21 protein-coding genes are annotated in these 25381 nt (G+C 60.0%); 6 read left to right on the top strand and 15 right to left on the bottom strand.

The annotated features are described in order from the left end of the window. Window positions 1-61: 61 nt before the first annotated feature. The 3 genes from ispA to ACM6JQ_RS29065 all read right to left on the bottom strand — a co-directional run bounded on the left by ispA (window position 62) and on the right by ACM6JQ_RS29065 (window position 2446). Complete coding sequence (gene ispA, locus ACM6JQ_RS29075; RefSeq protein ID WP_095114006.1) at window positions 62-949, bottom strand: (2E,6E)-farnesyl diphosphate synthase; 888 nt, start codon at window positions 947-949, stop codon at window positions 62-64. Continuing rightward, entirely contained in the window at window positions 946-1188 is a 243-nt protein-coding gene (locus ACM6JQ_RS29070) for an exodeoxyribonuclease VII small subunit (RefSeq protein ID WP_003228627.1), read from the bottom strand. Before ACM6JQ_RS29070 ends, ispA begins: the two co-directional genes overlap by 4 nt. A 112-nt stretch (window positions 1189-1300) precedes the next feature. Beyond that, window positions 1301-2446, bottom strand: coding sequence for a Fic family protein (locus ACM6JQ_RS29065; RefSeq protein ID WP_007910918.1), 1146 nt, complete (start codon window positions 2444-2446; stop codon window positions 1301-1303). 278 nt (window positions 2447-2724) lie between these two features. On the opposite strand from ACM6JQ_RS29065, the gene ACM6JQ_RS29060 reads away from it, so the two are divergent. From ACM6JQ_RS29060 to ACM6JQ_RS29035, 6 genes are read left to right on the top strand one after another with little or no spacing between them, the layout of a single operon-like run. Next, on the top strand, window positions 2725-3516 hold the full coding sequence (locus tag ACM6JQ_RS29060; protein ID WP_007910916.1) for a YfaP family protein: 792 nt from the start codon (window positions 2725-2727) through the stop codon (window positions 3514-3516). Between the two features lie 36 nt (window positions 3517-3552). After that, window positions 3553-5265: a DUF2138 domain-containing protein gene (locus ACM6JQ_RS29055; protein ID WP_007910914.1), complete on the top strand. Its 1713-nt coding sequence runs from the start codon at window positions 3553-3555 to the stop codon at window positions 5263-5265. Next, a complete protein-coding gene (locus ACM6JQ_RS29050) occupies window positions 5250-5900 on the top strand; it encodes a DUF1175 domain-containing protein (RefSeq protein WP_007910912.1) in 651 nt (216 codons plus the stop codon). The genes ACM6JQ_RS29055 and ACM6JQ_RS29050 overlap by 16 nt, the downstream gene beginning before the upstream one ends. Next, window positions 5897-10471 (top strand): alpha-2-macroglobulin family protein, encoded by a 4575-nt coding sequence (locus ACM6JQ_RS29045; protein WP_414895095.1) that lies wholly within the window; start codon window positions 5897-5899, stop codon window positions 10469-10471. Before ACM6JQ_RS29050 ends, ACM6JQ_RS29045 begins: the two co-directional genes overlap by 4 nt. A 1-nt stretch (window position 10472) precedes the next feature. Further along, window positions 10473-12092 (top strand): DUF2300 domain-containing protein, encoded by a 1620-nt coding sequence (locus tag ACM6JQ_RS29040; RefSeq protein WP_095114010.1) that lies wholly within the window; start codon window positions 10473-10475, stop codon window positions 12090-12092. Window positions 12093-12095: 3 nt separating this feature from the next. Beyond that, window positions 12096-12908, top strand: a complete 813-nt coding sequence (locus tag ACM6JQ_RS29035) for a YfaP family protein (protein WP_414895094.1) — start codon at window positions 12096-12098, stop codon at window positions 12906-12908. Window positions 12909-12932: 24 nt separating this feature from the next. Here ACM6JQ_RS29035 and ACM6JQ_RS29030 read toward each other — a convergent pair whose 3' ends face one another. From ACM6JQ_RS29030 to ACM6JQ_RS28975, 12 genes are all read right to left on the bottom strand, one after another. Then, window positions 12933-13367 carry a hypothetical protein gene (locus ACM6JQ_RS29030; RefSeq protein WP_007910907.1) on the bottom strand — a complete coding sequence of 145 codons (435 nt, stop codon included), beginning with the start codon at window positions 13365-13367 and terminating at the stop codon, window positions 12933-12935. Window positions 13368-13429: 62 nt separating this feature from the next. Continuing rightward, complete coding sequence (locus tag ACM6JQ_RS29025) at window positions 13430-13987, bottom strand: hypothetical protein (protein WP_095114012.1); 558 nt, start codon at window positions 13985-13987, stop codon at window positions 13430-13432. A 127-nt stretch (window positions 13988-14114) separates the two neighbouring features. Continuing rightward, window positions 14115-15290, bottom strand: coding sequence for a GGDEF domain-containing protein (locus ACM6JQ_RS29020; protein WP_095114013.1), 1176 nt, complete (start codon window positions 15288-15290; stop codon window positions 14115-14117). Window positions 15291-15773: 483 nt separating this feature from the next. After that, a complete protein-coding gene (locus ACM6JQ_RS29015; protein WP_042704877.1) occupies window positions 15774-16520 on the bottom strand; it encodes a helix-turn-helix transcriptional regulator in 747 nt (248 codons plus the stop codon). Window positions 16521-16743: 223 nt separating this feature from the next. After that, window positions 16744-17271 carry an inorganic diphosphatase gene (gene ppa / locus ACM6JQ_RS29010; RefSeq protein ID WP_003205933.1) on the bottom strand — a complete coding sequence of 176 codons (528 nt, stop codon included), beginning with the start codon at window positions 17269-17271 and terminating at the stop codon, window positions 16744-16746. 112 nt (window positions 17272-17383) lie between these two features. After that, entirely contained in the window at window positions 17384-18196 is an 813-nt protein-coding gene (locus ACM6JQ_RS29005; protein WP_414895093.1) for a zinc-dependent peptidase, read from the bottom strand. Between the two features lie 4 nt (window positions 18197-18200). After that, window positions 18201-18851 (bottom strand): DedA family protein, encoded by a 651-nt coding sequence (locus ACM6JQ_RS29000; RefSeq protein ID WP_007910892.1) that lies wholly within the window; start codon window positions 18849-18851, stop codon window positions 18201-18203. A 229-nt stretch (window positions 18852-19080) separates the two neighbouring features. After that, on the bottom strand, window positions 19081-19542 hold the full coding sequence (locus ACM6JQ_RS28995; protein ID WP_007910890.1) for a GNAT family N-acetyltransferase: 462 nt from the start codon (window positions 19540-19542) through the stop codon (window positions 19081-19083). A gap of 115 nt (window positions 19543-19657) precedes the next feature. Beyond that, the gene (gene eutC, locus ACM6JQ_RS28990) at window positions 19658-20482 is read right to left on the bottom strand and encodes an ethanolamine ammonia-lyase subunit EutC (RefSeq protein WP_414895092.1); all 825 of its coding nucleotides are present in this window, start codon (window positions 20480-20482) and stop codon (window positions 19658-19660) included. A 5-nt stretch (window positions 20483-20487) separates the two neighbouring features. Further along, window positions 20488-21882, bottom strand: a complete 1395-nt coding sequence (locus ACM6JQ_RS28985) for an ethanolamine ammonia-lyase subunit EutB (protein WP_414895091.1) — start codon at window positions 21880-21882, stop codon at window positions 20488-20490. Between the two features lie 52 nt (window positions 21883-21934). Continuing rightward, on the bottom strand, window positions 21935-23386 hold the full coding sequence (eat, locus tag ACM6JQ_RS28980; RefSeq protein ID WP_007910884.1) for an ethanolamine permease: 1452 nt from the start codon (window positions 23384-23386) through the stop codon (window positions 21935-21937). Between the two features lie 178 nt (window positions 23387-23564). Further along, complete coding sequence (locus ACM6JQ_RS28975; protein WP_016984137.1) at window positions 23565-25085, bottom strand: aldehyde dehydrogenase family protein; 1521 nt, start codon at window positions 25083-25085, stop codon at window positions 23565-23567. Between the last annotated feature and the right edge of the window lie 296 nt (window positions 25086-25381).

Here is a 25381-nt window from a genome sequence, read left to right as displayed (position 1 = left end):
GGCAGTTTACCTGATGCATCGCCCCCTGCCCACGCGTTGGTCTTTTTTGACCGATTGCTGATCAGTGACGCCGCTCGACGATATACCGGGCCAGCTCGCGCAACGGCTCGGCGGCCGCGTCAAACGGTCGCAGGGCGTGCAGGGCCTGATCGCGCAGTTCCAGGGCGTATGCCTTGGCGGCGTCGAGACCGAGCAGCGCCGGGTAGGTCGGCTTGTCACGGGCAATGTCGGCGCCCTGGCGTTTGCCGAGGGTGGCGGTATCGCTTTCGACGTCGAGAATGTCGTCCTGCACCTGAAAGGCCAGGCCGATGGCCTGTGCATAAGTCTGCAGGGCACGGAGTTCATCCTGCTCGGCACGGCCGCTGGCCAGAGCGCCGAGTTTGACGCTGACTTCGATCAGCGCGCCGGTCTTGTGCCGGTGCATCTGCTCGAGGGCTTTCTGATCGAGCTTGAGGCCGACCGATCCAAGGTCGATCGCCTGACCGCCGACCATGCCTGCCGGGCCCGCAGCCTGGGCGAGTGCGGTGACCATTTGCAGGCGGATGTCGCTGCTGCAATCGCTCAGGCGCGGGTCGAGCAGGGCGCTGAACGCCAGACTCTGCAAACCGTCACCGGCCAGGATCGCGCAGGCTTCATCGAATTTTTTGTGAGTGGTCGGCTGGCCGCGACGCAGATCGTCGTCGTCCATCGCCGGCAAATCATCGTGAACCAGCGAGTAGGCGTGGATCAGCTCAACCGCGCAGGCCGCACCGTTGGCTTGCTCAGCCTTGCCACCGAGCGCTTCGCACGCCGCGTAGGCCAGCAACGGTCGCACGCGTTTGCCGCCGTTCATCACGCTGTAGCGCATGGCTTCGTAAAGCCGCGCCAACTCCGGCAACGGTGCGTTGAACAGGGTTTCCAGCGCTGCGTTAACCCGGGTCTGACTGGTCGCCGTATACGCTGCAATCATTCTGGCTGTTCCGCGTCGAAGGGTTCCTCGGCGAGTTCGCCATCGCGCTCCAGCAGCACCTGCACCTTCTGCTCGGCTTGCGCCAGCGCTGCCTGGCAGTCACGGGTCAGACCGATGCCCTGCTCGAAAGCGGTCAGCGAGTCTTCCAGCGACAATTCACCGTTCTCCAGACGCTCGACCAATGTTTGCAGGTCGGCGAGGGACTGTTCGAAATCCAGTGCAGCTTTTTTGCGGGCCATGGCGGCGATTTCCGGTTGACGTTAAACCGGCGCGACACTAGCAGATAGGGGGGTTATGGGCAAATGAGCGGGCCGGCTCCCAAGGACAGAAATGGCTCTGTGCTGGGTGAGATTAATGTGTAGCTCTGTCGGGATAGTTGATCTGATAGCGGGTGCTACGCCCCCCACCCGGCAAGCGTTGCAGGCAACCTTTCTCCAGCAACTCCGCAAGGTGTCGGGTTGCTGTGGCCTTCGACACTTTCGCCACCGCTTGATATTGCCCGGCACTGATGCCGTGCTCAAAGCCCCGCTCGCCGCCGTCGAGCAGACGATTGAGCGCTTTGACCTGCTCCGCCGAAAGTTCGGACTCGCGGTGTGCCTGCCAGAAACGCGTCTTGCCCAGCACGCTTTCAATGCGGGTGATGGCTTGTTGCAGACTGCGTAGCAAGGTTTGCAGGAACCATGTAAGCCATTCAGTGATGTCCAGTGTGGCTTTTTGACTCGATTCAAGAATCCGATAGTAGCCGGACCGATCATCCAGAATGCTCGCCGACATGGCGTAGAAACGGATGGCTTGCGCTTCGCCCTGTGCCAGCGCCAGATCAGTGATGGTGCGGGTCAGACGGCCGTTGCCATCGTCGAACGGATGCAAGGTGACGAACCAGAAATGGGCGATGCCCGCACGAAGCATCGGGTCCAGTGCTGTCTGATGCTGGCTGGCCTCGAACCATTGGAGAAATTGGTCGAGCTGCTGCTCAATACCTTGGCGAGGTGGCGCCTCGAAATGAACCGTTGGACGATCAATGCGACCCGATACCACCTGCATAGGCTCGTCACCGCGTAGTGCACCCACATGCATGCGGCGTGCAGTAAGGTCAGCCTCTTGATCGGGAAACAGCCATTGGTGCCATTCCAGAAGGCGTTCCAGCGTCAACGGTTCGGCAAATCGACGGGTGACATCCAGCATAAGCTGCGCCAGACCTTCACTGCGTTGGCTGACTTTATCGCCGTCGATCAACTCCAGGCCCAAACGTCGCGCCAACGATGACCGCACGGAGCCGACATTCAGTTGCTCTCCTTCGATGGCCGAAGACGTCACGATATTCTGCAAAAGGGCGTCCAGTTCGGTCTGAGCCCCCAAAGAGTCACCTACTGAACCGGCCATCCCCATCAACTGACCTTGGGCCTGTACACACTCGCGCAACAACGGTGCCAGGCGTTCCGCCTGCCAGTTGAAGTAGGGCCAATCGGGCTGCTGCCAGATCCAGTAAGTTGCCATTCGTTGCCTGCCTTGAGTCCGTGAGCCGAATAGAAATGCTATTCGGCTCATTTTGTGAGCCGAATATGACGCCTATTCGGCTCACCGTCCACCGGATTGGCTTGATTCCTACAGCAATAGCACATGTATCTGATTGTTAAAAAACCGCCGAATCGCTAATCTTCGCGCCTTCTACGACCCCATAGTCACGGGTCTTTCAGACGAAACGCAGTTTTCACCGCTGTGAAGTACCGAGGATCGGGTGCAAGGTTTCGTTCAGGCATGGCAGGAGGCATTACATGCGTTCATTTCTTTGGCTGCTGATCGGCCTGGCCTGCGCGCCCGCGCTGCTGGCGGCGCCGACGGCCGAGGTATCGGAGCCGGTGGGTGGCTGGCGCTATCACGGCTTGCTCGATCGCACGGAAAACCCGCAAGTCGCCTACCCGACGCCGCCGATCGATCGCGGCATCCAGCGCAATCGCACGATGATCCAGGGCCAGCTCAAGGCCATCGGCCATATGCGCCCGCCGCACAGTCTCGCGGTGAATGGCAATCCACTGAATCTGTACACCGACGACCAGGGCCGTTTTGCCCGGCCGTACGCGTTCGGCGCCGGCTCCAACAGTGTCGAAGTGATCAGCGCCGAAGGCCAGTCGCTCAAGCGTGTGCAATTTTATGAAGCAAACAATTTGCGCACGCCGGCGCGAATTCGTCTTGTCTTGGGCTGGGACGATCCGAAAGCCGAACTCGATCTGCACATTGTCACGCCCGACGGTCAGCATGCGTTCTGGGCGCGTCCGGCGCTGAGCAATGGCGGCGGTCTTGACCCGGATGGCGTTGATGGCCCCGGCCCGGAAATGTTCACCATGACCGCGCCGCTGCACGGCACCTACCTGGTTTACGTCAACTATTGGGGCAACTTCGGCAACGGCGGCTATAACTTCGAGGAGACCAGCAACCAGAACGAGGTGATCACCTCGCAAATCACGCTGGTGCTCAACGAAAACACCGTCGACGAAAAACGCGAAACGTTCATCGTGCCCCTGCGGGCAATCGGTGATCTGCTGCTGGTCAAGACTTTCAACTATTAAGCATCCCGCCACGGATGAAATCGGGTTTTGTTAACGATGAGTGATAACACTGTGACTCCAGCTGCCGATACGCCAGCGACTCAACCTTCCCGGAAATGGCCGTTGCTGCTGGCCGGGCTGTGCCTGGTGGCCGGTGTAGCGGGTGGTTTTGGCTGGCTGCTGCTCAAGCCCAAGGCACCGCCGGCGGAATTGGCCAGTGACAAACTTGGCCTGAGCCGCCCCGATGCACTGCTGGAAACCCGCTCGCTGAGCCAGTTGCCCAAGGACTTGCTGACGGTGCCGTTCCTTAAGGCCACGCTCACCGAAGATTTCGTCTTCTATTACGAGACCCATGCGGATCGCCTCGGTTTGATCGGCAGTCTGCGCCGGATCATCTACGAGCATGATCTGAAGTTGCAGGACAGCCTGATCGAGCAACTTTTCGATCAGCCAGCCGATGTCGCGCTGTGGCGTGGCGCGGATGGTCGCTTGAAGGATTTCCTGCTGGTGATGGATCGCGGTGGTCTGGCGAAACTGCTCGAGCCGTTGGCGAAAGTCGCGCTGGATGACACGCAGCTCAGTCAGATGGGCGAACTCAAAGTCGGCGGCGATAGCGTACCGCTGTTCCAACTGACTTATAACGCCAGCAAAGCCCTATTGTTCGCCTCCCACGGGGACAAGCTGGTGGTGCTGTCCAATCCGGCCAAGTACTACGATCCGGAAAGCGGCGTGTCCGAAGAGTCCGGCCACGTTTCACCGCAAGCGCTGGCGGCGCTGCTCAATGGCGAAAAACTGTTCCCTGAAGCCTTCGGTCTGCCGGCGAAAACTGCGGAAACCAAACAGCGCCTGTCGGTCAACTCCAGCGTTCTCGCCATGGGCTATCAGCGCTTCATTCCGAACTTCGCCGGGCTGCGCTTCGACATGGATGACAAGGGTTGGCACAGCTACCTCGCCATGGACGAACTGGAAAACCAGCCCGACTTCGATTTCAAACCGGTCTGGCAAGCCATGCCACTCGGCGCCAGTGCCTGCGTAACCCTGCCGGTCGCGGCCGAACCGCAAAAACCATTGCTGGTGAAACTCGGCGCCGAAGAAGCGGTAGCGCAGACCCTCACCGAGCACGTGGCCGGCGCGGCGGGCCTTTGCTGGTACGCCGATTCGCGTTTGTACACGCCGCTGTTGGTCGCCAGCCTTAAAGACGAAGACAGCAGCAAGCTCGACGGTGATCTTGGCAAACTGTTCGGTTCGATGGTCGGTGCATTCGAAGCCAACGTTGACGAAAACGTCTTCCCTGTGGTCGAGAAACAAGAAGGCCAGAAACATGTCTGGCAGCGTCAGGTCAGCTCCAATTTCGGCGCGTATGCGGCGAAGACTGCCGAGAATCCAGATGCGATTTCCGGCAAGGCGTTCATGAAAGTCAGCCTCGCCCGTCACGGTTCGACGCTGCTGTTTTCCCTCGACGACAAATTGGTCGACAAGGCCCTCGGCACCCTCGACAAACGCTTCCCGCCGATGGCCGACGTGCTGCCCAAAGACGTGCTGATGCCGATCTATTTCGGCCCGGATTCGATGGCGCAACTGATGCAGCAGGAAACCCTCGACAGCCTGCCACAGGACATGGAACCGGTGTTCTACAACGCCGCACAAACCTACCTGATCCCGAAATTGCGCACCCTCGGTGGCTATGGCAAATATGCCCTGACCTTGCCCGAAGGCAGCGAGCCCGACGGCCACTGGCAGTGGTTGCCGCTGGAATGGAAAGCGCTGTGACCACACTGATCCGCAGCCTCGGCCTGCTCGCGCTGTTACTCAGTGCGGGCGCCCGAGCCGTTGAAGCGCCGGCGCTGGATCCGGCGCAATCCCAGGTGTTCCGCGCCTGGTTCGTGCGCATCGCCCAAGAGCAACTGAGCCAAGGGCCGAGCCCGCGCTGGTATCAGCAGGACTGTGCCGGGCTGGTGCGTTTCGCCGCCAACGAAGCGCTGAAAGTCCATGACGAAAAATGGCTGCGCAGCAATGGCCTGTCCAATCGCTATTTGCCGCCGGAGCTGTCGCTCAGCGATGACCAGCGCAAGTTCGCCCAGCAATGGCAGCAGGGTGGCGGCAAGGTCGGGCCGTACGTCAACGCGATCAAACTGATTCAGTTCAACAGCCATCTGGTCAGCCGCGACGTGTCGCAGGCGCGGCCCGGTGATTTGATGTTTTTCGATCAGGGCGACGACCAGCACTTGATGATCTGGATGGGCCGTTACATCGCCTATCACACCGGCACCACTACCCCGACTGACAACGGCATGCGTTCGGCAAGCCTGCAGCAACTCATGACATGGAAGGACACCCGATGGATACCCGACGCAGCCAACCCCAACTTCATCGGCGTCTATCGACTGAACTTTCTCTCCCAATGACCGGTGCCCGCATGTTGCGACTCTGTTCCCGAATTCCTTTGCTGCTGGCGCTGTTGCTGCCAGTGGCTACCGTCAGCGCCGAAGATTCGGTCGGGCCGAGCGGCTACACGCCGGTCTCCGGTGAAAGCTTCTTCCTGCTCGCCGATAGCAGTTTCGCTGCCGACGAACAGGCGATGGTGCGCCTCGAAGCGCCGGGCCGTGATTACCGTCGTTTCCGCATGGAACCGTATGGCGGCGCCGACATTCGTGTGTACCGCATCGACAAGCCGCTGGATTTCCTCAAGCGCCAGAAGAACCTGCACCGCGTGGTCAGCGATGGCCAGTTCAAGGGCGAAGGCCTGTCCAACACCCTCGCGTACCTGTGGGACAACTGGTACCGCAAATCCCGGCGGGTGATGCAGCGCGCGTTCTCCTATGAATCGCGCAAACAGGTCACCGAAGAAGTGCCGGAACTGAAGATGGGCAACGCCATCGCCGCGCCTACTCCGTATGACGCGCAGCCGCAATTTGCGCTGATCCCGGGTCTGCCGGTGGTCAGCCAGTTCCGTTATCCGCTGTGGCAGGCCAAGCCGATTCAACCGCCGGCCGGGGTCAATCTGGCCGGGTCTTCGAGCGATTTCGTCAGTGTCGCGCCGGGTAACGTTTACATCCCGCTGGGCAATCTGAAGCCGGGTCTGTATCTGGTTGAAGCGCTGATCGGTAAATACCGCGCGACCACCATGGTTTTCGTTTCCAACACTGTGGCGGTGAGCAAGATTGCCGGCGATGAATTGCTGGTCTGGGCCGCACGCAAACACGAAGGCAGCTCGGTACCGAAGGTCAATGTGTTGTGGACTGACGGCCTCGGCGTGATGAGCAGCGGTGCGACTGATACCGATGGTTTGCTGCGTCTGAAACACGTCAGTCCGGAGCGTTCGTTCGTGATTGGCGAGGATGAAGAGGGCGGCGTCTTCGTCTCGGAAAATTTCTATTACGACAGCGAAATCTACGACACCAAACTCTATGCCTTCACCGACCGGCCGCTGTATCGCCCAGGTGATTGGGTATCGCTGAAGATCGTCGGTCGCGAATTCAAGAATGCGCGGGATTCGGTGTTGCCGGGCGCTGCAGATGTCACGGTCAGCGTGCTCGATGCCACCGGTACCGAGTTGCAGCATCTCGACCTGAAACTCGATTCGAAGGCTGGCACTCAGGGCCGCTTCCAGTTGCCGGACAACGCCGTCGCGGGCGGTTACGAGATTCGTTTCAACTACAAGGATCAGGCTTACAGCAGCGCCTTCCGTGTAGCCGAGTACATCAAGCCGCACTTCGAGATTTCGCTGAATCTGGCCAAGCAGGATTACCGCACCGGCGAGCCGGTCAAAGGCAGTCTGGTGCTGCTGTATCCGGACGGCAAACCGGTGGCTAACGCCAAACTGACCCTGAGCCTGCGTGCCCAGCAACTGTCGATGGTCGACAACGAGCTGCAATACCTCGGGCAATTCCCGGTGGAACTGACCAGCACCGAACTGACCACCGACAGCAAAGGTAACGCGATCCTTGATCTGCCGGCCGCCGACAAACCGAGCCGCTACATGCTCACCGTGTTTGCCAGCGATGGTGCGGCGTATCGGGTCAAGACCACCAAGGAAATCCTCATCGACCGTGGCGCGGCGAGCTTTCGTTTGAACGCGCCGCAACGCTTCAGCGCGGTCGGTGACAAGGTTGCGTTCAGCTACGCCAACGAGGGCGGCAGCGAGCCAGGCAAAGCGGTGACGCCGAGCACGTATGGCTGGGTGCGTCTGGAAGACCAGAGCACGGGCGAAGGCAAACTTGCGGCGACTGATAAAGGCTTCAGCCTCGCTTTCGAGCGTCCAGGCACTTACAACCTGACCTTGAAAGATCAACACGGTCGCGTACTCGGTGCCACCGGGCATTCGGTCACTGGTGACGGTGTGAAAGCGGTGCCGGGCACTGTGGAAATCGTCCTCGACAAGCCTGAGTACAAGGCCGGTGATGAAGCGCTGGCGCTGATCACGTTCCCGGAACCGGTTAGCGACGCATTGCTCTCGCTGGAACGCGACAAGGTCGAAGCCACTGCGCTGCTGGCCAAGGGCGCCGACTGGCTGAAACTGGAAAAACTCAGCGACACCCAATACCGCGCACGCATCCCGGTGAAGGACAACTTTGCGCCGAACCTTACGTTCTCGGTGCTGTACACCAAGGGCGGTCAGTACAGCTTCCAGAACGCCGGGATCAAAGTGGTCGCGCCGCAAATCGACGTGGCGATCAGCACCGACAAAGCGGTGTATCTGCCGGGCGACACGGTCACGGTTGACCTGAGCACGCAGTTCGCCGGCAAAGCCGTTCCGGCGCATCTGACGGTCAGCGTCGTCGACGAAATGGTCTACGCGCTGCAACCCGAAGTTGCGCCGACCATCGACCAGTTCTTCTATCACCCGCGCCGTAACAACGTGCGCACCAGTGCGAGCCTATCGTTCATCAGTTACGACGTGGCGTTGCCGGGCAGCCCCGGCGCACCGGGCAAAGCCAACCGCAGCGAGCGCGGGGTGAAAGTGCTGGAGCGGCCGCGTCGTGAAGACGTCGACACCGCTGCGTGGCAGCCGGAGTTGTTGACCGGTGCCGACGGCAAAACCCGCTTCACCTTCAAGATGCCGGACTCGCTGACCCGCTGGCGCATTACCGCCCGCGCCATCGCCGATGACGGTCAGGTCGGGCAGAAGAAGCAGTTCGTGCGTTCGGAAAAACCGCTGTACCTGAAGTGGAGCGGGCCGAGCAAATTCCGCAAGGGCGATCAGCCGCAACTCGGTGTGTTTGCGTTCAGTCAGGCCGAAAAGCCGGTCAAGGCTGAACTGGTCACTCACTATGCGGGCGCCGAACAGCGTCTGCCGGTGACCCTGAACAACGGCATCAACTACCTGCCGCTGCCGGCGCTCACATTGGCTTCCGGCGAATGGACGGCGGAGTTGGTGCAGGACGGCAAGACCGCCGACTCCCTCGCCGTGCGCCTGAGTGCGACCGGTGACGGCTGGCAAGTCACTCAGACTCAAAGCCTCGACGTGGCCAGCGGTGACACACCGTTGAGTCTGCCGACCGATGCCACCGATATTCGTCTGCGTCTGGATGACAGTCCGCAAGCGTTGTTCCGCTCAGCCCTCGACGATCTGCTGAGCTACCCGTACGGCGGCGTCGAGCAGACTGCCAGCCGTTTGCTGCCGTTGAGCATTGCCTATCCATCGCTGGCGTCGAATCCGCAGATTCGTGATCGCTTGCGTCTGATCATGCAGAACAGCCGGCTGCGTCTGGTGCAAATGGCCGGGCCATCGGCGAGCTTCACCTGGTGGGGTTATGACGGTGAGCCGGATGCGTTCCTCACTGCTTACGCCTACTACGCCGACTGGAATGCCAGCCAAGTGCTGGAGTTGACCTTGCCACCGGAGCACTGGCAGCGGGTGCTGGAGGTGTACGCCAAGCAAGCGCCGAACACTCCATTGCTGCAACGGGCGCTGATTCTGTCGTTTGCCAAGCAGATGCATTTGCCGGTGAACACGTTGCTCAGCGGGTTGATGGACGATCTGGCCAAGGCCGGTGAGGGTAACGCCGAGACGTTGATGGACGACGGCGAAGACAGTCTGGTGATGAGTGATCCGGATTCGGCGCTTGGTCTGGCGGCGGCGCGGGTGTTGACCGCTTCGTTGGCCACTCAATCGAAAGTGGCCTTGCCTGACGCGTTCAATCGTCAGCTGGCTGCAGCGCAACAGCGTCTGTCGGTCAGCTCGCAGCCGTTTGCCGAAGCACTGAACCTGTCGCTGCAACCGTTCGATCAGGCCCGTGCGCAAGCTCTGTTGCAACGACTGTTGCCGCAGCAATCGACCCTCGAACGTGCGCTGGCGCTGACCTGGCTGCAACGCAGCATCGCCCAGGCATCGCCGACCATCGCGCTGACACCGGGTGAAGGCTGGAAGAAAAACTACGGTGCAACCGGTGAGATGTACTGGACTTGGCAAGGCGCCACTCCGGTGCCGAGCGTGTTGACGGTGTCCGGTACGCAAGAGCGTCCGCTGCGCGCGGCGTTGAGCTTCCAGACCCAGCAACCGGCGGTCGATCCGATGGCCGTGACCATCACTCGTCGCCTGTCGCGACTGGTGCCGGGCGATGAAGCCTTCACCTTCAAACTGGAGCCGGTCGGCAGCAAGCCGCTGTCCAGCGACAGCCTGTATCTGGACGAAGTGATCCTCACCAGCAAAGCGCCGAAACCACTGCGCTACGGCATGCTTGAAGTGCCGCTGCCACCGGGCGCCGATGTCGAGCGCACCACCTGGGGCATCAAGTTACAAGGCAAGGACGGCACCGAGCCGACCGCGCTGGAGAAGGCGCGATTCGAACCGGGCCAGTTGGCCTACGCCGTGCCGGTCGATGCGCTGAGCGGCGAATTGCGCCTGCGCCATCTGGTGCGCTTCTCGCAGAAGGGCCAGTTCAGCCTGCCGCCGGTGCGTTTCAAGCAAGTCTACGCACCGCAGCATCAGGCCCAGGAAGTGAAAGCCGCCCTCGGTCAGGTCACGGTCAACTGACATGAGCCGGCCGCTGCTGTGGCTGCTGATGTGTGTGATCCCTGCGCTGGCAACGGCGCAGGACGAGCCGTTGCGCGTGGCCTACAAGGGCGAATTGTTGTCGTTGAGTCAGACGCAACTGATCAAGCGTGAACCGTTGCCGTCATCGCTGGATACGCCGCTGGGCAGTCTGTGGAAGTTGTTTGTCTACGCATGGCTGGTGGATACCGGAGCGCGGGAGCCGGCGTATGAATGTCGCGGGCAATCGAAAGACGAGATTTATTGCTGCTCGGCGGGTGGCAAGATCGAGCGTGATCAGGCGTTGGTGAAATCCTGCGGGTTGTATTTCGAGCCTGCGCGGTTAGGGATTTCGGCGGCGGATTGGCGAACCTATTGGCAGGCGCGGAGGGCGCCGTCCTGGTTGCTGGATCTGCCTTCGGTGCAACCGGCTCAACGGGTTTCCGTGGTTGAACTGCTGAAGGTTATGGCCTCGTTGCCGGCGCAGGATCAGGCGCGTCGAGTGCTACTCGACGTGGTGCTGAACGCGGCGGACGGCAATGTCGTTGGTGAACTGGGCGGGCGCTTGCGGGTGAAAACCTGGAGCTGGCTCGGTGATCAGGACCCACAATCGCGGCAGGGCGGGTTTGCTGGTTGGACGGCGGATGATGCTCCGATCTGGGCGGGCGGACGTGGCACCAGCCAGATGGTCTTGCGCCATTATGGACAGGCATTGGCGACGGTGTTGCCAGCGGCATGGCCAGCAGAGGCGGGGCGTTGTGTTGAAGTCAGATTGTTCTCGCGCTATCCGGTTTCGCGGGTTTTGACTGGCGAGCGGGTGGTCACTTCCGGCCCGTTGCAGGGCGACTACCGCGTCGAATTCGCCAACGGCAACGCGCTGGATATCCACAGCGACGGCGAACTGTTTCTGCTCAACGACAAACTCGTCGCAAGGCTTGATCGCGAAGAATACGTCGCGAGAGTACTGGAACGTGAAGCCAAACCCGAACCTGCCGAAGCCGCCAAGGCGTTGGCCGTGGCGATTCGCACGTATCTGCTGCAAAACGCCACGCGCAACGGCGACTGCCTGAGTATCGACGACAGCAGCAATCGCCAGCGCGTCGCACCACGGCCAGCTTCGTTGGAATCACGCAACATCGCGGCGTGGACCGCAGACCTGGTGTTGGCCGGCAGCACCGTCACCTATCACTCCGATCAACCCGGCCCGGACAAACTCGCCTGGCAACAAGCTGTCGAGCAAGCCAAGGCCGGTCAACGTTACGACGCGATTCTGCTGCACGCCTATCCGCGCGCCAGCCTCAGCCGCTGGGACAACCCCGTCGCTTCCTGCGAAGCGCTGCCCGCCGCACAAGACTGGCTGCAGAAACAGCGACGCGGCTGGCGTCCGAAGCTGGAAAGCGAAACCGGCTACAACGAAGTCAGCACATTCGCCGTGTGCAAACTGGCGTTCGGTCGCCCGTTTGTCGACCGTGAACGCCAACGCATCTACGTGCGCGGCGTGCTGACTCTGCAGGATCGCCTCGATCTGACCCACGAATATCTGCACCTGGCTTTTGAAGCACATCCCAACGGCCAGGATGAAACCTACATCGAAGGGCTCGCCCGTCACCTTTTGCTGGAATAGACCATGACACTCCGTTATCCACAGGTCTTGCTGCTGCTCTGCACGTTGACCGCGCTCTCGCCGGCCATCGCCGCCGGTGGCGTCAAACTCGACACCCCGGTCGGCGGCTGGCGCAGTGGCGCTCCCGAAGGCGAGGGCGAAAGCTTCCGTCAGACCGTCAACTACCCGGCCTCATCGGTCAACACCCCGGTGGGCCAAGCCAACACCGCGCGCATCAGCGGCGAGATAAAAGCTGCGCGGAAGGACAACGAGCCCGGCCGTCTGATCGTCAACGGCGTGAGCATGCCGCTGAAAATTGACGACAGTGGCCGCTTCGACCGCCCGTTTTCCTTCCCCAACGGCAGCAACAGCGTCGAAGTGCGCAGCCCCGACGGCCAGCAACGTCACCGCACGCAATTCCTCAACACCAGCGGCGGCGCCACCCCGGCCAAGCTGCGCGTACTGCTGGCATGGGACAGCGATGGCACCGACCTCGACCTGCACCTCGTCACCCCCGACGGCGCGCAGATCTGGTACGGCAACCGCAGCGCCGCCAACGGTGCCGCGCTTGACGTCGACGTCACCACCGGCTACGGCCCGGAAATCTTCGCCATGCCGGCGCCGATCAAGGGCCAGTATCTGGTGTATGTGAATTACTACGGCGGTGGCTATCGCGGGGATGAGGATGGCGGCGATGAGGCGGTGCAGGCGCTGACCACGGCGCAGGTGACGGTGATTACAGAGGAAGGGACGCCGAGCGAGAAGATGGAGACGTTTCTAATCCCGATGCGCGCGGTGGGGGAGCTGACGTTGGTGAAGTCATTCAGTTATCCCTGAGCAGGTACTCGCTCAGGGATAGCACTAGAAACCGGGCGGAATGTAACCGGGTACGAACGGAACGTTGATGCATTTGCCATGAATGATTTTTCCGTCCTCGATCCTGAACAGTACGATCTTTTTGGCTTTATTGACGGTCGCTTCCAGTTTGCAGTCAGAGCTATGCCCGACCGTCTCGTAGTACTCGGTGTACACCATGCCGTTGCCGGTGTGATTCATTGAAGTGCCGGCCGCTTCGGTGGTGGTCCAGCTGGAGGATTTGAACCAGGTCAGGACGGCCAGATTTTCGCCGTTGGCACCGGTCTGTTTTTTCATTGAGTCAGGTTTACCGAACAGATCGAGTGCTTCCTGAACATCCCGTCCTTCCCAGCGCGACTGTGCAATCAGGTGGCAGCCATTAATCATTGAGACTGTGGCTGTTATCAGCAACGTCAGTAACGTTTTAGTCCATTGATTCATCATGACTCCCGGTGTCATGTGCGAGACGAAATAGCGCGCTGCAGCGCCCAGAAATCAGGCTGTTACTTGTTGCCCAGTATCGAGTCGAGGTTGTCCATCATCTGGCCTTTCTCTTGAATCGGTGCAAGTTTGAAGAACATCTGCTGCATGCCCTGAATCATCAGCAAGTGCTCCATCTTGCCCAATGCAATCATGTCTTTTTTCTCTGGAGTGCAAACGAAAGCCAAAGCGCGCTGGACCCAGAATTCTTTCGGCTGTTGCCATTGCTCGTTTACTTTCAGGTGCCGCAGCATGTAGGCAATTCGATCCACCGACTGGCCATTAACAAACCGCACCTTGTTGGTCTTGCACTGAACTTCCAGGTTGTAGGCATCGATCATTGGCTTGCCCGGCTCTTCATACACCAGCGTCACCGCCAGCATTTGCGCACCCTTGGTAAGCGTCGACGGCACAACTGATGTGCTGTCGGCGACATACATGATGTTCTTGTGCGGAACGCCGTTGCCGTAAATGATCCACCAGTCGCCGACGGGGTTCGGCTCTTCCGCTGACGCTGAGGTGGCAGTCAAGAGTGCAGTCAGTAGAGCGAGGGATTTACTCAATCTGAAAAATGATGACATGGTGTTGCTCCATTCCTTGGCGCTTTTGTAATGCACAAAAACAGAATGGAAATTTAGTGGCGGGTGCCGGCTGGGGCAATTAGGGCGGATGTGCTAATGGCTTATTGAAATGGCCGTTTGTTGGGCATTAATTATCGGCAAGGCTCAAGTACAGCGAACGCAAAGTCTGTACACGATTACGCCCCTTGTCTTTGGCGCCGTACAGCGCCTGATCCGCTTCCGATAGCAGGCGTGACAAGTCGTAGCCGGATTCACGGGTAGTCACAACTCCGATGCTGACGCTGAGCAGCCCCGGCTCAAGAATCGACAATTGCGAGAACGAACGGCGGATCCGTTCGGCAATTTCCAGTGCAGTCTGCTCATCGCAATCGTTAAGCAGGCAGGCAAACTCCTCACCGCCAATCCGCCCGCAAACATCTTCCTTACGCAGGCTCTCGGCCACGATCCGGCCGAACGCGATCAACGCCTGATCCCCAACGGGATGGCCATAGGTGTCATTCAGACGCTTGAAGTTATCCAGATCGCAAAGCAACAACGCCGCCGGTTCCCCGTATTGCTGACTTTCGGCAAGCAACTCCCCGGCGTTCATCATGAACGCGCGACGATTGCCAATGCCCGTCAGCGGATCGCTGAACGCCGCCGCTTTGAGCTTGAGCTCTGCACGTTCCTTGACCATCGCCAGGGTGATGTAGGCAATGCCGATGACATATAGCATCGACTCGAACAGCATGAACGAGAAAAACGGCACACCCTCGCCAGTGCCCAGCAGCGCCTTTGTCACCGGCAGCCCTTCATCGGTCGCACTGCGAACGGCGTAGAACACAGTGTGCAGAACGGTCAGCACCAGCGCCGGCATAAACGCGACGTCCAGAGTGTGGCGGCTGCGCCAGAGCTCCAGCGTTGTCAGCACGCCGTAACCGAATGCCAGCAAGGAGTAGATCAGAACCCGATTTGGCATCGACTCGTAGAAGGCGGGAATCAGACACAAGGTCAGCCAGGCGAACGCGCCTGCCAGAATGCCGGACACTGACGGTCTGCGCCCGACCAGCGTGCGCATGGCCGTCCAGTTCATCGCTGCACTGAGTAACAGAACAACATTGCCGAACACAATGGGAATGAAGTCGACCCCTCGATCACGCCAACTGACCAATACCACGCCCAAGGCGCCCAGCAGCATCATGCTTCCGAGGTACGCCAGTGGCGGCTCGCGGGTTTCGCGATACCAGGCGTGCAGCGTCAAAAGCCCCATCAAAAAGAAGACGAAGACCGAAACGACCAACAGGGTCGGGATATGCAGGGCCATTCCATGGATTCCCGTGAGGCTCAATACCGGAATCCGGCCGGGGTCGGGGATGCGGGTAAAAACAGAGGGGGTGGGTGTTGGGCGGGATTTAGCACTGAGGGGTTGAGGTTGGCAAGTGTTGAGTCAAGCTCGCCAAGGTAAACGTTTTTTTGCAGGCATTAAAAAGCCGGCTTGTGGCCGGCTTCTCGGGGACTGGCTTGGCCTATTTTTGGTAAGCCTTGCCAGCCTTCAAAACTTACATCCGGATCTGCGTCCGGCTGCGGGACTTGGTCAGACGTTGGTCTGCCGCGTCGGGCGCTGTCTGAGCCGCGGGGCGGGTCGATGCGCAAATGTGGGGCGCAGGATACTGAGTTTTGCTTGGGATTCCCAGTCTGAAGTGCGGTTTAGAGCGACCGCAGTCGAACAAATTCGAGATTTGTACCGATTATCAGGGCCTCATCGCGAGCAGGCTCACTCCTACAGGGGGCTTTGCGGGCCGTGAGATCAAAGAAACGGCACCACCGGCCGCCGCTTGCTCACCGTCGACCACCAGAACACCCAGCCCAATATGTGAATCCGTTGCTCTTCAATCTGCGCCGGGTGGAACACTTCGTCCGGGTATTCGGCGCTGTTGTGGCTGCGCAGGCGCAAGCCGTTGCCGGGCATACGGTGCAGGTATTTGATGCGCAGCATGCCGTCGTGTTCGATGGCGTAGATTTCGCCGTCCACCACTTTTGTCAGGCCGCGGTCGATGGCGACGATGGAGCCGTCTTCGATGCGTTCGGCCATGCTGTTGCCGATCATGTGCGCGCAGATGGCGTCGGCGTGGCGGATTTCCAGTTGATCCAGTGGTGCACGCAGCAGGCGGATGGACAGGTCCGGGTCCTGAATGACGTGGGTTTTGTCGGAGCCGTTGGTCAGGGGTGTTTCTTTGAAGAAGGCCAGTTCAATGTCGTTGGGATGGATAAAACGGTAGGCGCCCTGGGGATCGTGGGCGTCGAAGCTGTCGCCGTTGCTGGCAGGCGGAGTGAGGCTCGGCAGCTCTTTTGTGCCTTCGCCGGTTTTCAGCCATTCGCTGTTGACGGACAGCAGGCGTGAGACTTCTTCCATGCGATACGCCGGGACGCCCCGGGTGTACCAGTTGTGGACATTTTGGGCTTCCGTGCCCCAGAACTTTGCGAAACCCGTCGTCGAGATGTTCGCAGCTTCCAGGAGTGCCTTGAATCTTGGACCGCTAGTGTTCTTTCTCATAAACACGGAGTCTACGGCCGTGCCAGAGCGGTTTGAATAAACCGGACGTTCAAAAACGGGCTGAATTTTGCGACGGGATGTAAGACGATCTTGTGGGAAATTACACAGGCTAAAACTTTTCTGTAGTCCGCCATAAACACTCTGTTTAAGACGGCTTTTGCCGAGCACAAAAAACCCCGGATCAACCGGGGTTTTCTTCAAGCCTCGCGCGTAGCACAGGTGCTTAGCCTTTGTAGGCGGCAACCGACTTGGTGATCGCTTCGCGGGCGGCGTCTGCACCGGCCCAGCCTTCGATCTTGACCCATTTGCCTTTCTCGAGATCTTTGTAGTTCGCGAAGAAGTGCTCGATCTGCTGGATCAGCAGTGGCGGCAGGTCGGTGTATTCCTTCACATCGACGTACAGCTGGGACAGCTTGTCGTGTGGCACTGCGATGACTTTGGCATCGCCGCCGCCGTCGTCAGTCATGTTCAGGATGCCGACTGGGCGCGCGCGGATCACCGAGCCTGGCGCAACCGGATAAGGGGTCACAACCAGCACGTCGAGGGGATCACCGTCGTCAGCCAGGGTGTTCGGGATGTAACCGTAGTTGGCCGGGTAGAACATTGGGGTGGCCATGAAACGGTCAACGAACAGGCAATCGCTGTCTTTGTCGATTTCGTATTTGATCGGCGCGTGGTTGGCCGGAATCTCGATCGCGACGTAGATGTCGTTCGGCAGGTCTTTGCCAGCCGGAATCTTGCTGTAGCTCATTGGGCGTTGCCCCCGTAGTTGACCAAAAACACTTGGCCGGATTGACCAAAAAGTGGCGGCGATTATAGGCATATTCTGCCGTCGGCGCCATGTACCGAAAGTCGTGCAGAGCTTAGTCGTGCGCCTGATAGACCGGGTCTGTGGCCTGAAGTTGCCGTAACCGGCTCAACGGGTCCTGACGGTAGAAAAGCTGTAGCTGCGCATAGACCTGTGGATAAGCCTCGTGCAGCAGATCCGGGGCGCTGAAAAAGTACTCGCTGGTAACGGCAAAGAATTCGGCCGGGTTCTCGGCGGCGTAGGGATCTATGGCGGTTTCGGCGTCAGGATTGCGATCGAGCTGACGGTTGAGATCGTCGTAGGCGTGTTGCATCACTTCGGCCCAGTCGCTGACGCGCATGTCAGCATGCAGTGGCGGCAGGCCGTTGGCGTCGCCATTGAGCATGTCGAGTTTGTGCGCCAGTTCGTGGATCACCAGGTTATAGCCTTCCCAGCCACCACTGGCCATCACGCCCGGCCAGGCGAGGATGATTGGCCCCTGTTGCCAGGCTTCGCCGCTGTGTTCACCGTCCCACTCATGCTCGACACCGCTGGCATCGCGATGAAGTTGCGGGCTGAGGAAATCGTCGGGATACAGAACAATCTCGTGAAAACCCTGATACCAGTTCAGGTCGCCCAGATTCAGCAGTGGTAATTGCGCCTGGGCGGCGAGCAGCAGGCGTTGTTCCTGATGCAGTTCGACGCCGGGCAGGGCGCTCAGGTGTTTGTCTTCGAGGAACAGCACGCAGGCTTCGCGCAGCCACTGGTCTTCGGCAGCGCTGATACCGTCAAGGAAACTCAGGTGATGGCGCACCCGTTGCCACATGTCGTCGGCGATCGGGTGCCTGGCCAGAATGCGCCGGCGACGCCAGGCGCTCAGCGACCACATCGGCTTAGTGCGATTGGGCTTTGGTGCCGCCGAAACGGCTGCGAACCACGCCGAGGATCATCGGCACCAGCGACAACAGAATGATCGCCACCACCAGCAACGACAGGTTTTTCTTGATGAACGGTACGTTGCCGAAGAAGTAGCCCAGCGTCACCAGACCGCCGACCCAGAGGATGGTGCCCAGCACGCTGAAACCGAAGAAGCGCGGGTATGGCATCTTCGCTACGCCGGCGACGAACGGCGCAAAGGTACGGATGATCGGCAGGAAGCGCGCCAGCGTTACGGTCTTGCCGCCATGCTTGTCGTAGAAGTCGTGGGTTTTTTGCAGGTAATCGCGACGGAAGATTTTCGAGTTCGGGTTGCTGAACAGTTTCTCGCCAGCCGTTCGTCCGATCACGTAGTTGGTGCTGTCGCCAAGGATCGCCGCGAGCATCAGCAGGCCGCCCAACAGCACCGGATCCATGCCACCGCCAGCCGCAACGGCACCGGCAATGAACAGCAACGAGTCACCCGGCAGGAAGGGCATCACTACCAGACCGGTTTCACAGAAGATCACCAGAAACAGGATGGCGTAGATCCATGGCCCATAGTTGTTCACCAGCAAATCGAGGTACACATCGAGATGCAGGATAAGGTCGAGCGGGTTGAAATCCATGGGGGCACCTGTGTGACGGCCCGACTCGGCAGGCCTGTGCGGATGACTTCGTGTAAGCCTACAGCGGGGTGTAGTTTTTCTTACAAGCCGGAAAGCTCGGGATTATACGGTCTGAAGGATGAAAAGCGCGTTGGTTTTGTAGCGGGGGATGTCGGGATGTGAACAATTGTCAGGCTGCATTCGGCGTGGCTGAGGGAGCGGGCTCCCTCATCACACGTTGCCTGTGCGGTCAGAGCTCTTCGCTGATCGGCAGCACGTAGTTCTTGAACTCGGTGTCTTCCTTGAACCCGATGGACTCGTAGGTTTTCTGCGCGACTTCATTGTTGCTGCTGGTGGAGACGCGCATACGCACCGCCTGGGTTTCCTTGGCCATTTTTTTTGCGGTGCGGATCAGGTTATCGGCGACCAGTTGGCGGCGGGCGTCTTCGGCGACATAGATGTCGTTGAGGATCCAGACGCGCTTGAGTGACAGCGAAGAAAAGCTTGGGTACAGCTGACAGAACCCCATCAGCTTCTTGTCGTCATCATCGGCCAGCGCCAGATAGATCACCGACTCCTTGCGGCGCAAGCGTTTTTCGAGGAAGGCGCGGGAGGAATCCGGGTAAGGCAGGGAACCGTAGAACTCGCGATATTTGACGAACAACGGGGTCAACAAATCCAGATGTTCGAGGGTCGCTTGAATAATCCGCATGATAGGTCTCGTCTTCAAGTGGCTGTCTTCAACTGCTCTGACGGCGATGGGAAACCCGTGCGGCCGTGCATCGATCCTGCCTGAAACCTGCGCAGAAACGCAATGCGGAAACGGTTCAGGCAGGGGGCGGGCTGAGTAGGAAGTTTCCTTTCATGTCCGCACCGGCGTCCGACTCCAGCGTCTGAACCTGTGCTTCGTCCTTCAGATTCACGCCCGACAGCTGTCTGCGACAAGCTTCCCGCATCAAGTACAGCAAGCGATGCGCCGCCATGCCGTAGCTCAAGCCTTCGAGCCGTACATTGGAAATGCAGTTGCGGTAGGCGTCGGTCAGGCCGATCTTTGGATTGTAGGTGAAATATAAACCGAGGCTGTCCGGTGAACTGAGTCCCGGGCGTTCGCCGATCAGCATCACCAGCATTTTTGCGCCGAGCAGTTGGCCGATCTCATCACCGACGGCAACGCGGCCCTGTTCCACCAGGACAACGGGCGCCATCGACCAGCCGTCGGCGCTCATCTGCTCTTCCAGTCGCGTGAGAAACGGCAAGGTATGCCGATGCACCGCCAGTGCCGACAAACCGTCAGCCACGACAATTGCCAGATCGACACCGCCCGGATGCGCCGCTGCGTACTCGCGCAAGGCCTGCGCCGATTCTTCGCTGAGCTTGCGCCCCAGATCCGGGCGTTGCAGGTAGCTGTTGCGATCCACGGCGGCGCTGTGCAGCAACAAGGATTCGCGTCCGCGCTCGTTCAGTTGCGCGCTGAGTCCGGCATGATCAAATGGCAGATGCACGGCATCACGTGCCTGGGCATGGGCAAATTGGAAATCCAGTTGCGCGCTGGTCGGCAGGCTGGTGCCGGTGCGGCCGAGAGCGATGCGTGCCGGGGTCAGGCGGCGCAGTTCCAGCCACGGGATTTGCGGGTCGATGGGCGGTTTTTCCATGTGACTCATCCCAGTTGCGCCAGTGCCTGGCGGAAGGCCGGCGGCAAGTTGTTGCCAAAGCGAACCTTGCCGTCCGCTTGCGTGAAGATGCCCATGTTGGCCAGCCATTGCTCGAACTCCGGCGCCGGTTTCAGGCCCTGGGTCTGCCGGGCGTAGAGCGCGTCATGAAACGAAGTGGTCTGGTAATTGAGCATGATGTCGTCGGAGCCGGGGATGCCCATGATGAAGTTGATCCCGGCGACCCCAAGCAACGTCAGCAAGGTGTCCATGTCGTCCTGATCGGCTTCGGCATGGTTGGTGTAGCAGATGTCGCAACCCATCGGCACGCCGAGCAGCTTGCCGCAGAAGTGGTCTTCGAGGCCGGCGCGGATGATCTGTTTGCCGTTGTAGAGGTATTCCGGGCCGATAAATCCTACAACCGTGTTCACCAGGAACGGCTTGAAATGTCGCGCCACGGCGTAGGCTCGCGTCTCGCATGTCTGTTGGTCGACACCGTTATGGGCATTGGCCGACAGCGCGCTGCCCTGACCGGTTTCGAAATACATCAGGTTTTGCCCGAGGGTGCCGCGATTCAGGCTCAGGCCGGCGTCGTAGCCTTCCTGCAAGACGTTCAGGTTGATGCCGAAACTGGCATTGGCCGCTTCGGTGCCGGCAATCGACTGGAACACCAGGTCCAGCGGCACGCCGCGATTGATCGCCTCGATAGAGGTGGTGACGTGAGTCAGCACGCAGGCCTGGGTCGGGATGTCGTAGCGCTGGATGATCGCGTCGAGCATTTCCAGCATCGCGCAGATTGAGGCGATGCTGTCGGTGGCCGGGTTGATGCCGATCATCGCGTCGCCATTGCCGTAGAGCAGACCGTCGAGAATGCTCGCGGCGATGCCGGACGGTTCGTCGGTCGGGTGATTGGGTTGCAGGCGCGTCGACAGCCGTCCGCGCAGGCCGAGAGTGCCGCGAAACTTGGTTACCACGCGAATCTTTTGCGCCACCAGCACCAGATCCTGCACGCGCATGATCTTCGATACGGCGGCGACCATTTCCGGGGTCAGGCCGGGGGCGAGGTTGCGCAGGCTGGTTTCGTCGGCGGCGTCGCTGAGCAACCAGTCGCGGAAACCACCCACGGTGAGGTGGCTGACCACGGCGAAGGCCTGTTTGTCGTGGGTGTCGATGATCAGCCGGGTGACTTCATCGGACTCGTAAGGAATCAGCGCTTCCTGCAGGAAATGCGTGAGCGGAATGTCGGCCAACGCCATTTGCGCAGCCACGCGCTCGCCGTCATTGAGCGCGGCGACGCCAGCGAGGAAGTCCCCGGAGCGCGCCGGGCTGGCCTTGGCCATGACGTCCTTGAGGCTGTCGAAGCGATAGGTCTGGGCGCCAACCGTGTGAGCGAAACTGGCCATACACAATTCTCCGTGACGGCGCAGACCGAGCCTGCGCCGGGATTGTCGGCACTCAGTGCAAGGCTTGTTCAGCCTTCTGGATCGCCGCGAATTCTTCTTCCGGCGTGCCTGCTACCAAGTGATGTCGACTGTAGAACGCAAAGTAAGCAATTAACACTCCATAGATGACGGCGGCACCGATTACCACCCGTGGATCGACCAGGAAACCCGCGACCACGGCGATGCACGCCAGCACCAAGGCCACGCCGGAGGTGAAGATGCCGCCCGGTGTGCGGTACGGCCGGTCCATTTTGGGGCGGCGAATCCGCAAGGTGATGTGCGCGGCCATCATCAGCACGTAGGAAATGGTTGCGCCGAACACCGCCACCAGAATCAGCAGATCGCCCTGGCCGGTCAGCGACAGCCCAAAACCGATGATGCCGGGAATCACCAGCGCCAGGACCGGTGCCTTGCTTTTATTGGTTTCGGACAGTTTGCGTGGCAGGTAGCCGGCCCGTGACAGCGCGAAAATCTGCCGCGAGTACGCGTAGATGATCGAGAAGAAACTCGCGATCAGTCCGGCCAGCCCCACGAGGTTGACGAAACTGCCCATCCAGGTCGAGCCGCCATAGGCTTTGCTCAACGCTTCGACCAACGGGTTACCGGAGGTCAGCAGCGAGTTGGCGCCCGCACCGCCGGGGCCGACGATCAGAATCAACAGGGCAAACATGAGCAGCACCAACATGGCGCCGATCAAGCCACGCGGCAGATCACGTTTTGGGTTCTTGGTTTCCTCGGCAGCCAGCGGCACGCCTTCAACGGCAAGGAAGAACCAGATCGCATAGGGAATCGCCGCCCAGACGCCGACATAGCCGAATGGCAGAAACGGACTGGCGCCCGCCGCAGCAGTGACCGGAATGTCGAGCAGGTTGGCGACGTCGAAGTGCGGCACCATGGCCACCAGAAACACCCCCAGCGCCAACGCGGCGACGGCGGTGATGACAAACATCAGCTTGAGCGCTTCGCCGACCCCGAATATGTGGATGGCAATGAAAATGATGTAGAAGGCCAGATAGATCATCCAGCCGCCGATGCCGAACAGCGATTCGCAGTAGGCACCGATAAACACCGCGATAGCCGCAGGGGCAATGGCGTATTCGATGAGGATCGCGGTGCCGGTGAGAAACCCGCCCCACGGCCCGAATGCACTGCGGGCAAAACCGTAGCCACCGCCAGCGGTGGGGATCATCGAAGACAACTCGGCCAGAGAAAAGCACATGCACAGGTACATGGTGGCCATCAGCAGCGTCGCCAGGAACATGCCGCCCCAGCCACCCTGAGCGAGGCCGAAGTTCCAACCGGCATAGTCACCGGAAATCACGTAGGCAACGCCCAGACCGACCAGCAGTACCCAGCCGGCGGCACCTTTTTTCAGTTCGCGTTGTTGAAAGTAATCCGATCCGACTTTTTCAAAGTCGACGGAGGCGCCGGTCGCCGGAGCGCCAGCTGGGGATTCGCTAGGCATAGGGTTTACCTTTCTTATTGTTGTATTGGTCCGGCTTTTTTGCCGGTGGGTAGCATGATCGTCCCCACGCTCTGCGTGGGGATGCCTCAACGGACGCTCTGCGTTCGGCTTTGGTAGGACGCGGAGCGTCCCGGGCGGCATTCCCACGCAGAGCGTGGGAACGATCAGTGCTGCAGGTTTAGAAGAAGCCCAACGGATTGATGTCGTAGCTCACCAGCAGGTTTTTCGTCTGCTGGTAGTGATCGAGCATCATCTTGTGCGTCTCACGCCCAACGCCGGACTTCTTGTACCCGCCAAATGCAGCATGCGCCGGGTACAGGTGGTAGCAGTTGGTCCACACACGACCGGCCTTGATCGCGCGGCCCATGCGATAGGCGCGGTTGATGTCGCGGGTCCACAGACCGGCGCCGAGGCCGAACTCGGTGTCGTTGGCAATCGCCAGGGCTTCGGCTTCGTCCTTGAACGTGGTGATGCTCACCACCGGGCCGAAGATTTCTTCCTGGAACACGCGCATCTTGTTGGTGCCCTTGAGCAGGGTCGGCTGGATGTAATAGCCGGTCGACAGGTTGCCCTCGAGTTTTTCCACCTTGCCGCCAGTCAGCAGCTCGGCGCCTTCGCCCTTGGCGATTTCCAGGTACGAAAGAATCTTGTCGAATTGCTGCTCGGACGCCTGCGCGCCGACCATGGTGTCGGTGTCCAGCGGATCGCCACGTTTGATTTGCAGGACTTTCTTCATCACGACAGCCATGAACTCGTCGTAGATCGATTCCTGTACCAGTGCGCGGGAAGGGCAGGTGCACACCTCGCCCTGGTTGAAGAACGCCAGCACCAGACCTTCGGCGGCTTTCTCAATGAACGTCGGTTCGGCCTGCATGATGTCTTCGAAGAAGATGTTCGGCGATTTGCCGCCCAGTTCCACGGTGGACGGGATGATGTTCTCGGCGGCGCATTTCATGATGTGCGAGCCGACCGGCGTCGAGCCGGTGAAGGCAATCTTGGCGATACGTTTGCTGGTCGCCAGCGCTTCGCCAGCTTCTTTGCCGTAGCCCTGAACAATGTTCAGCACGCCCGGTGGCAGAAGGTCACCGATCAGTTCCAGCAGCACAGTGATGCCCAGCGGGGTTTGCTCGGCAGGTTTGAGTACCACGCAGTTGCCGGCGGCCAGCGCTGGTGCAAGTTTCCACGCGGCCATCAGGATCGGGAAGTTCCACGGGATGATCTGGCCAACCACGCCCAGCGGTTCATGAATGTGATAGGCCACGGTGTTGCCGTCGATTTCGGCAGCGCTGCCTTCCTGGGCGCGCAGGCATCCCGCGAAGTAGCGGAAATGGTCGGCCGCCAGCGGGATGTCGGCGTTGAGGGTTTCGCGGATGGCTTTGCCGTTGTCCCAGGTTTCGGTGATCGCCAGCAGTTCGAGGTTCTGTTCGATGCGGTCGGCGATTTTCAGCAGGATCAGCGAGCGCGCCTGCACGGAGGTCGCGCCCCACGCATCGGCAGCGGCGTGGGCGGCGTCCAGTGCCTTGTCGATGTCTTCGGCAGTGGAGCGTGGGAATTCGGCAATTGGCTGGCCATTCACTGGCGAGGTGTTGGTGAAGTACTGACCTTTGACAGGCGCGACGAACTCGCCGCCGATGTAGTTACCGTACTTGGCTTTGAACGAGACTTTGGCGCCTTCAGTACCGGGGTGAGCGTAACGCATGATGATGTTCTCCTTGGCTTTGTACTTATTAGAGAAACGCGCAAGTGCGCTTGCTATAAGCGTAGAGCAAAGGTCGGGCCACTGCCGTGCAGGGCAGGTAAATCAAGGTGTTGCGTGATTTCTGTCGGACGAGTGGATCGCGCCTGTGATGGTTTCGGTACAGAGGGGGTGACAGTTTGTACCGCTTTCGGCACAGCCGGTGACCGGGCAGTCTTGCCAGCATTGCAATGCGGCGGTGGCTGGAGGATGCTGGGCGTCACCTCAGCATTGGGCCGTCGAGCCTCGGGGAGAACAAT

It is taken from the genome of Pseudomonas sp. IT-232MI5, assembly GCF_949767845.1.
GTDB lineage: Bacteria > Pseudomonadota > Gammaproteobacteria > Pseudomonadales > Pseudomonadaceae > Aquipseudomonas.
This window is presented reverse-complemented; position numbering and strand designations above follow the sequence as displayed.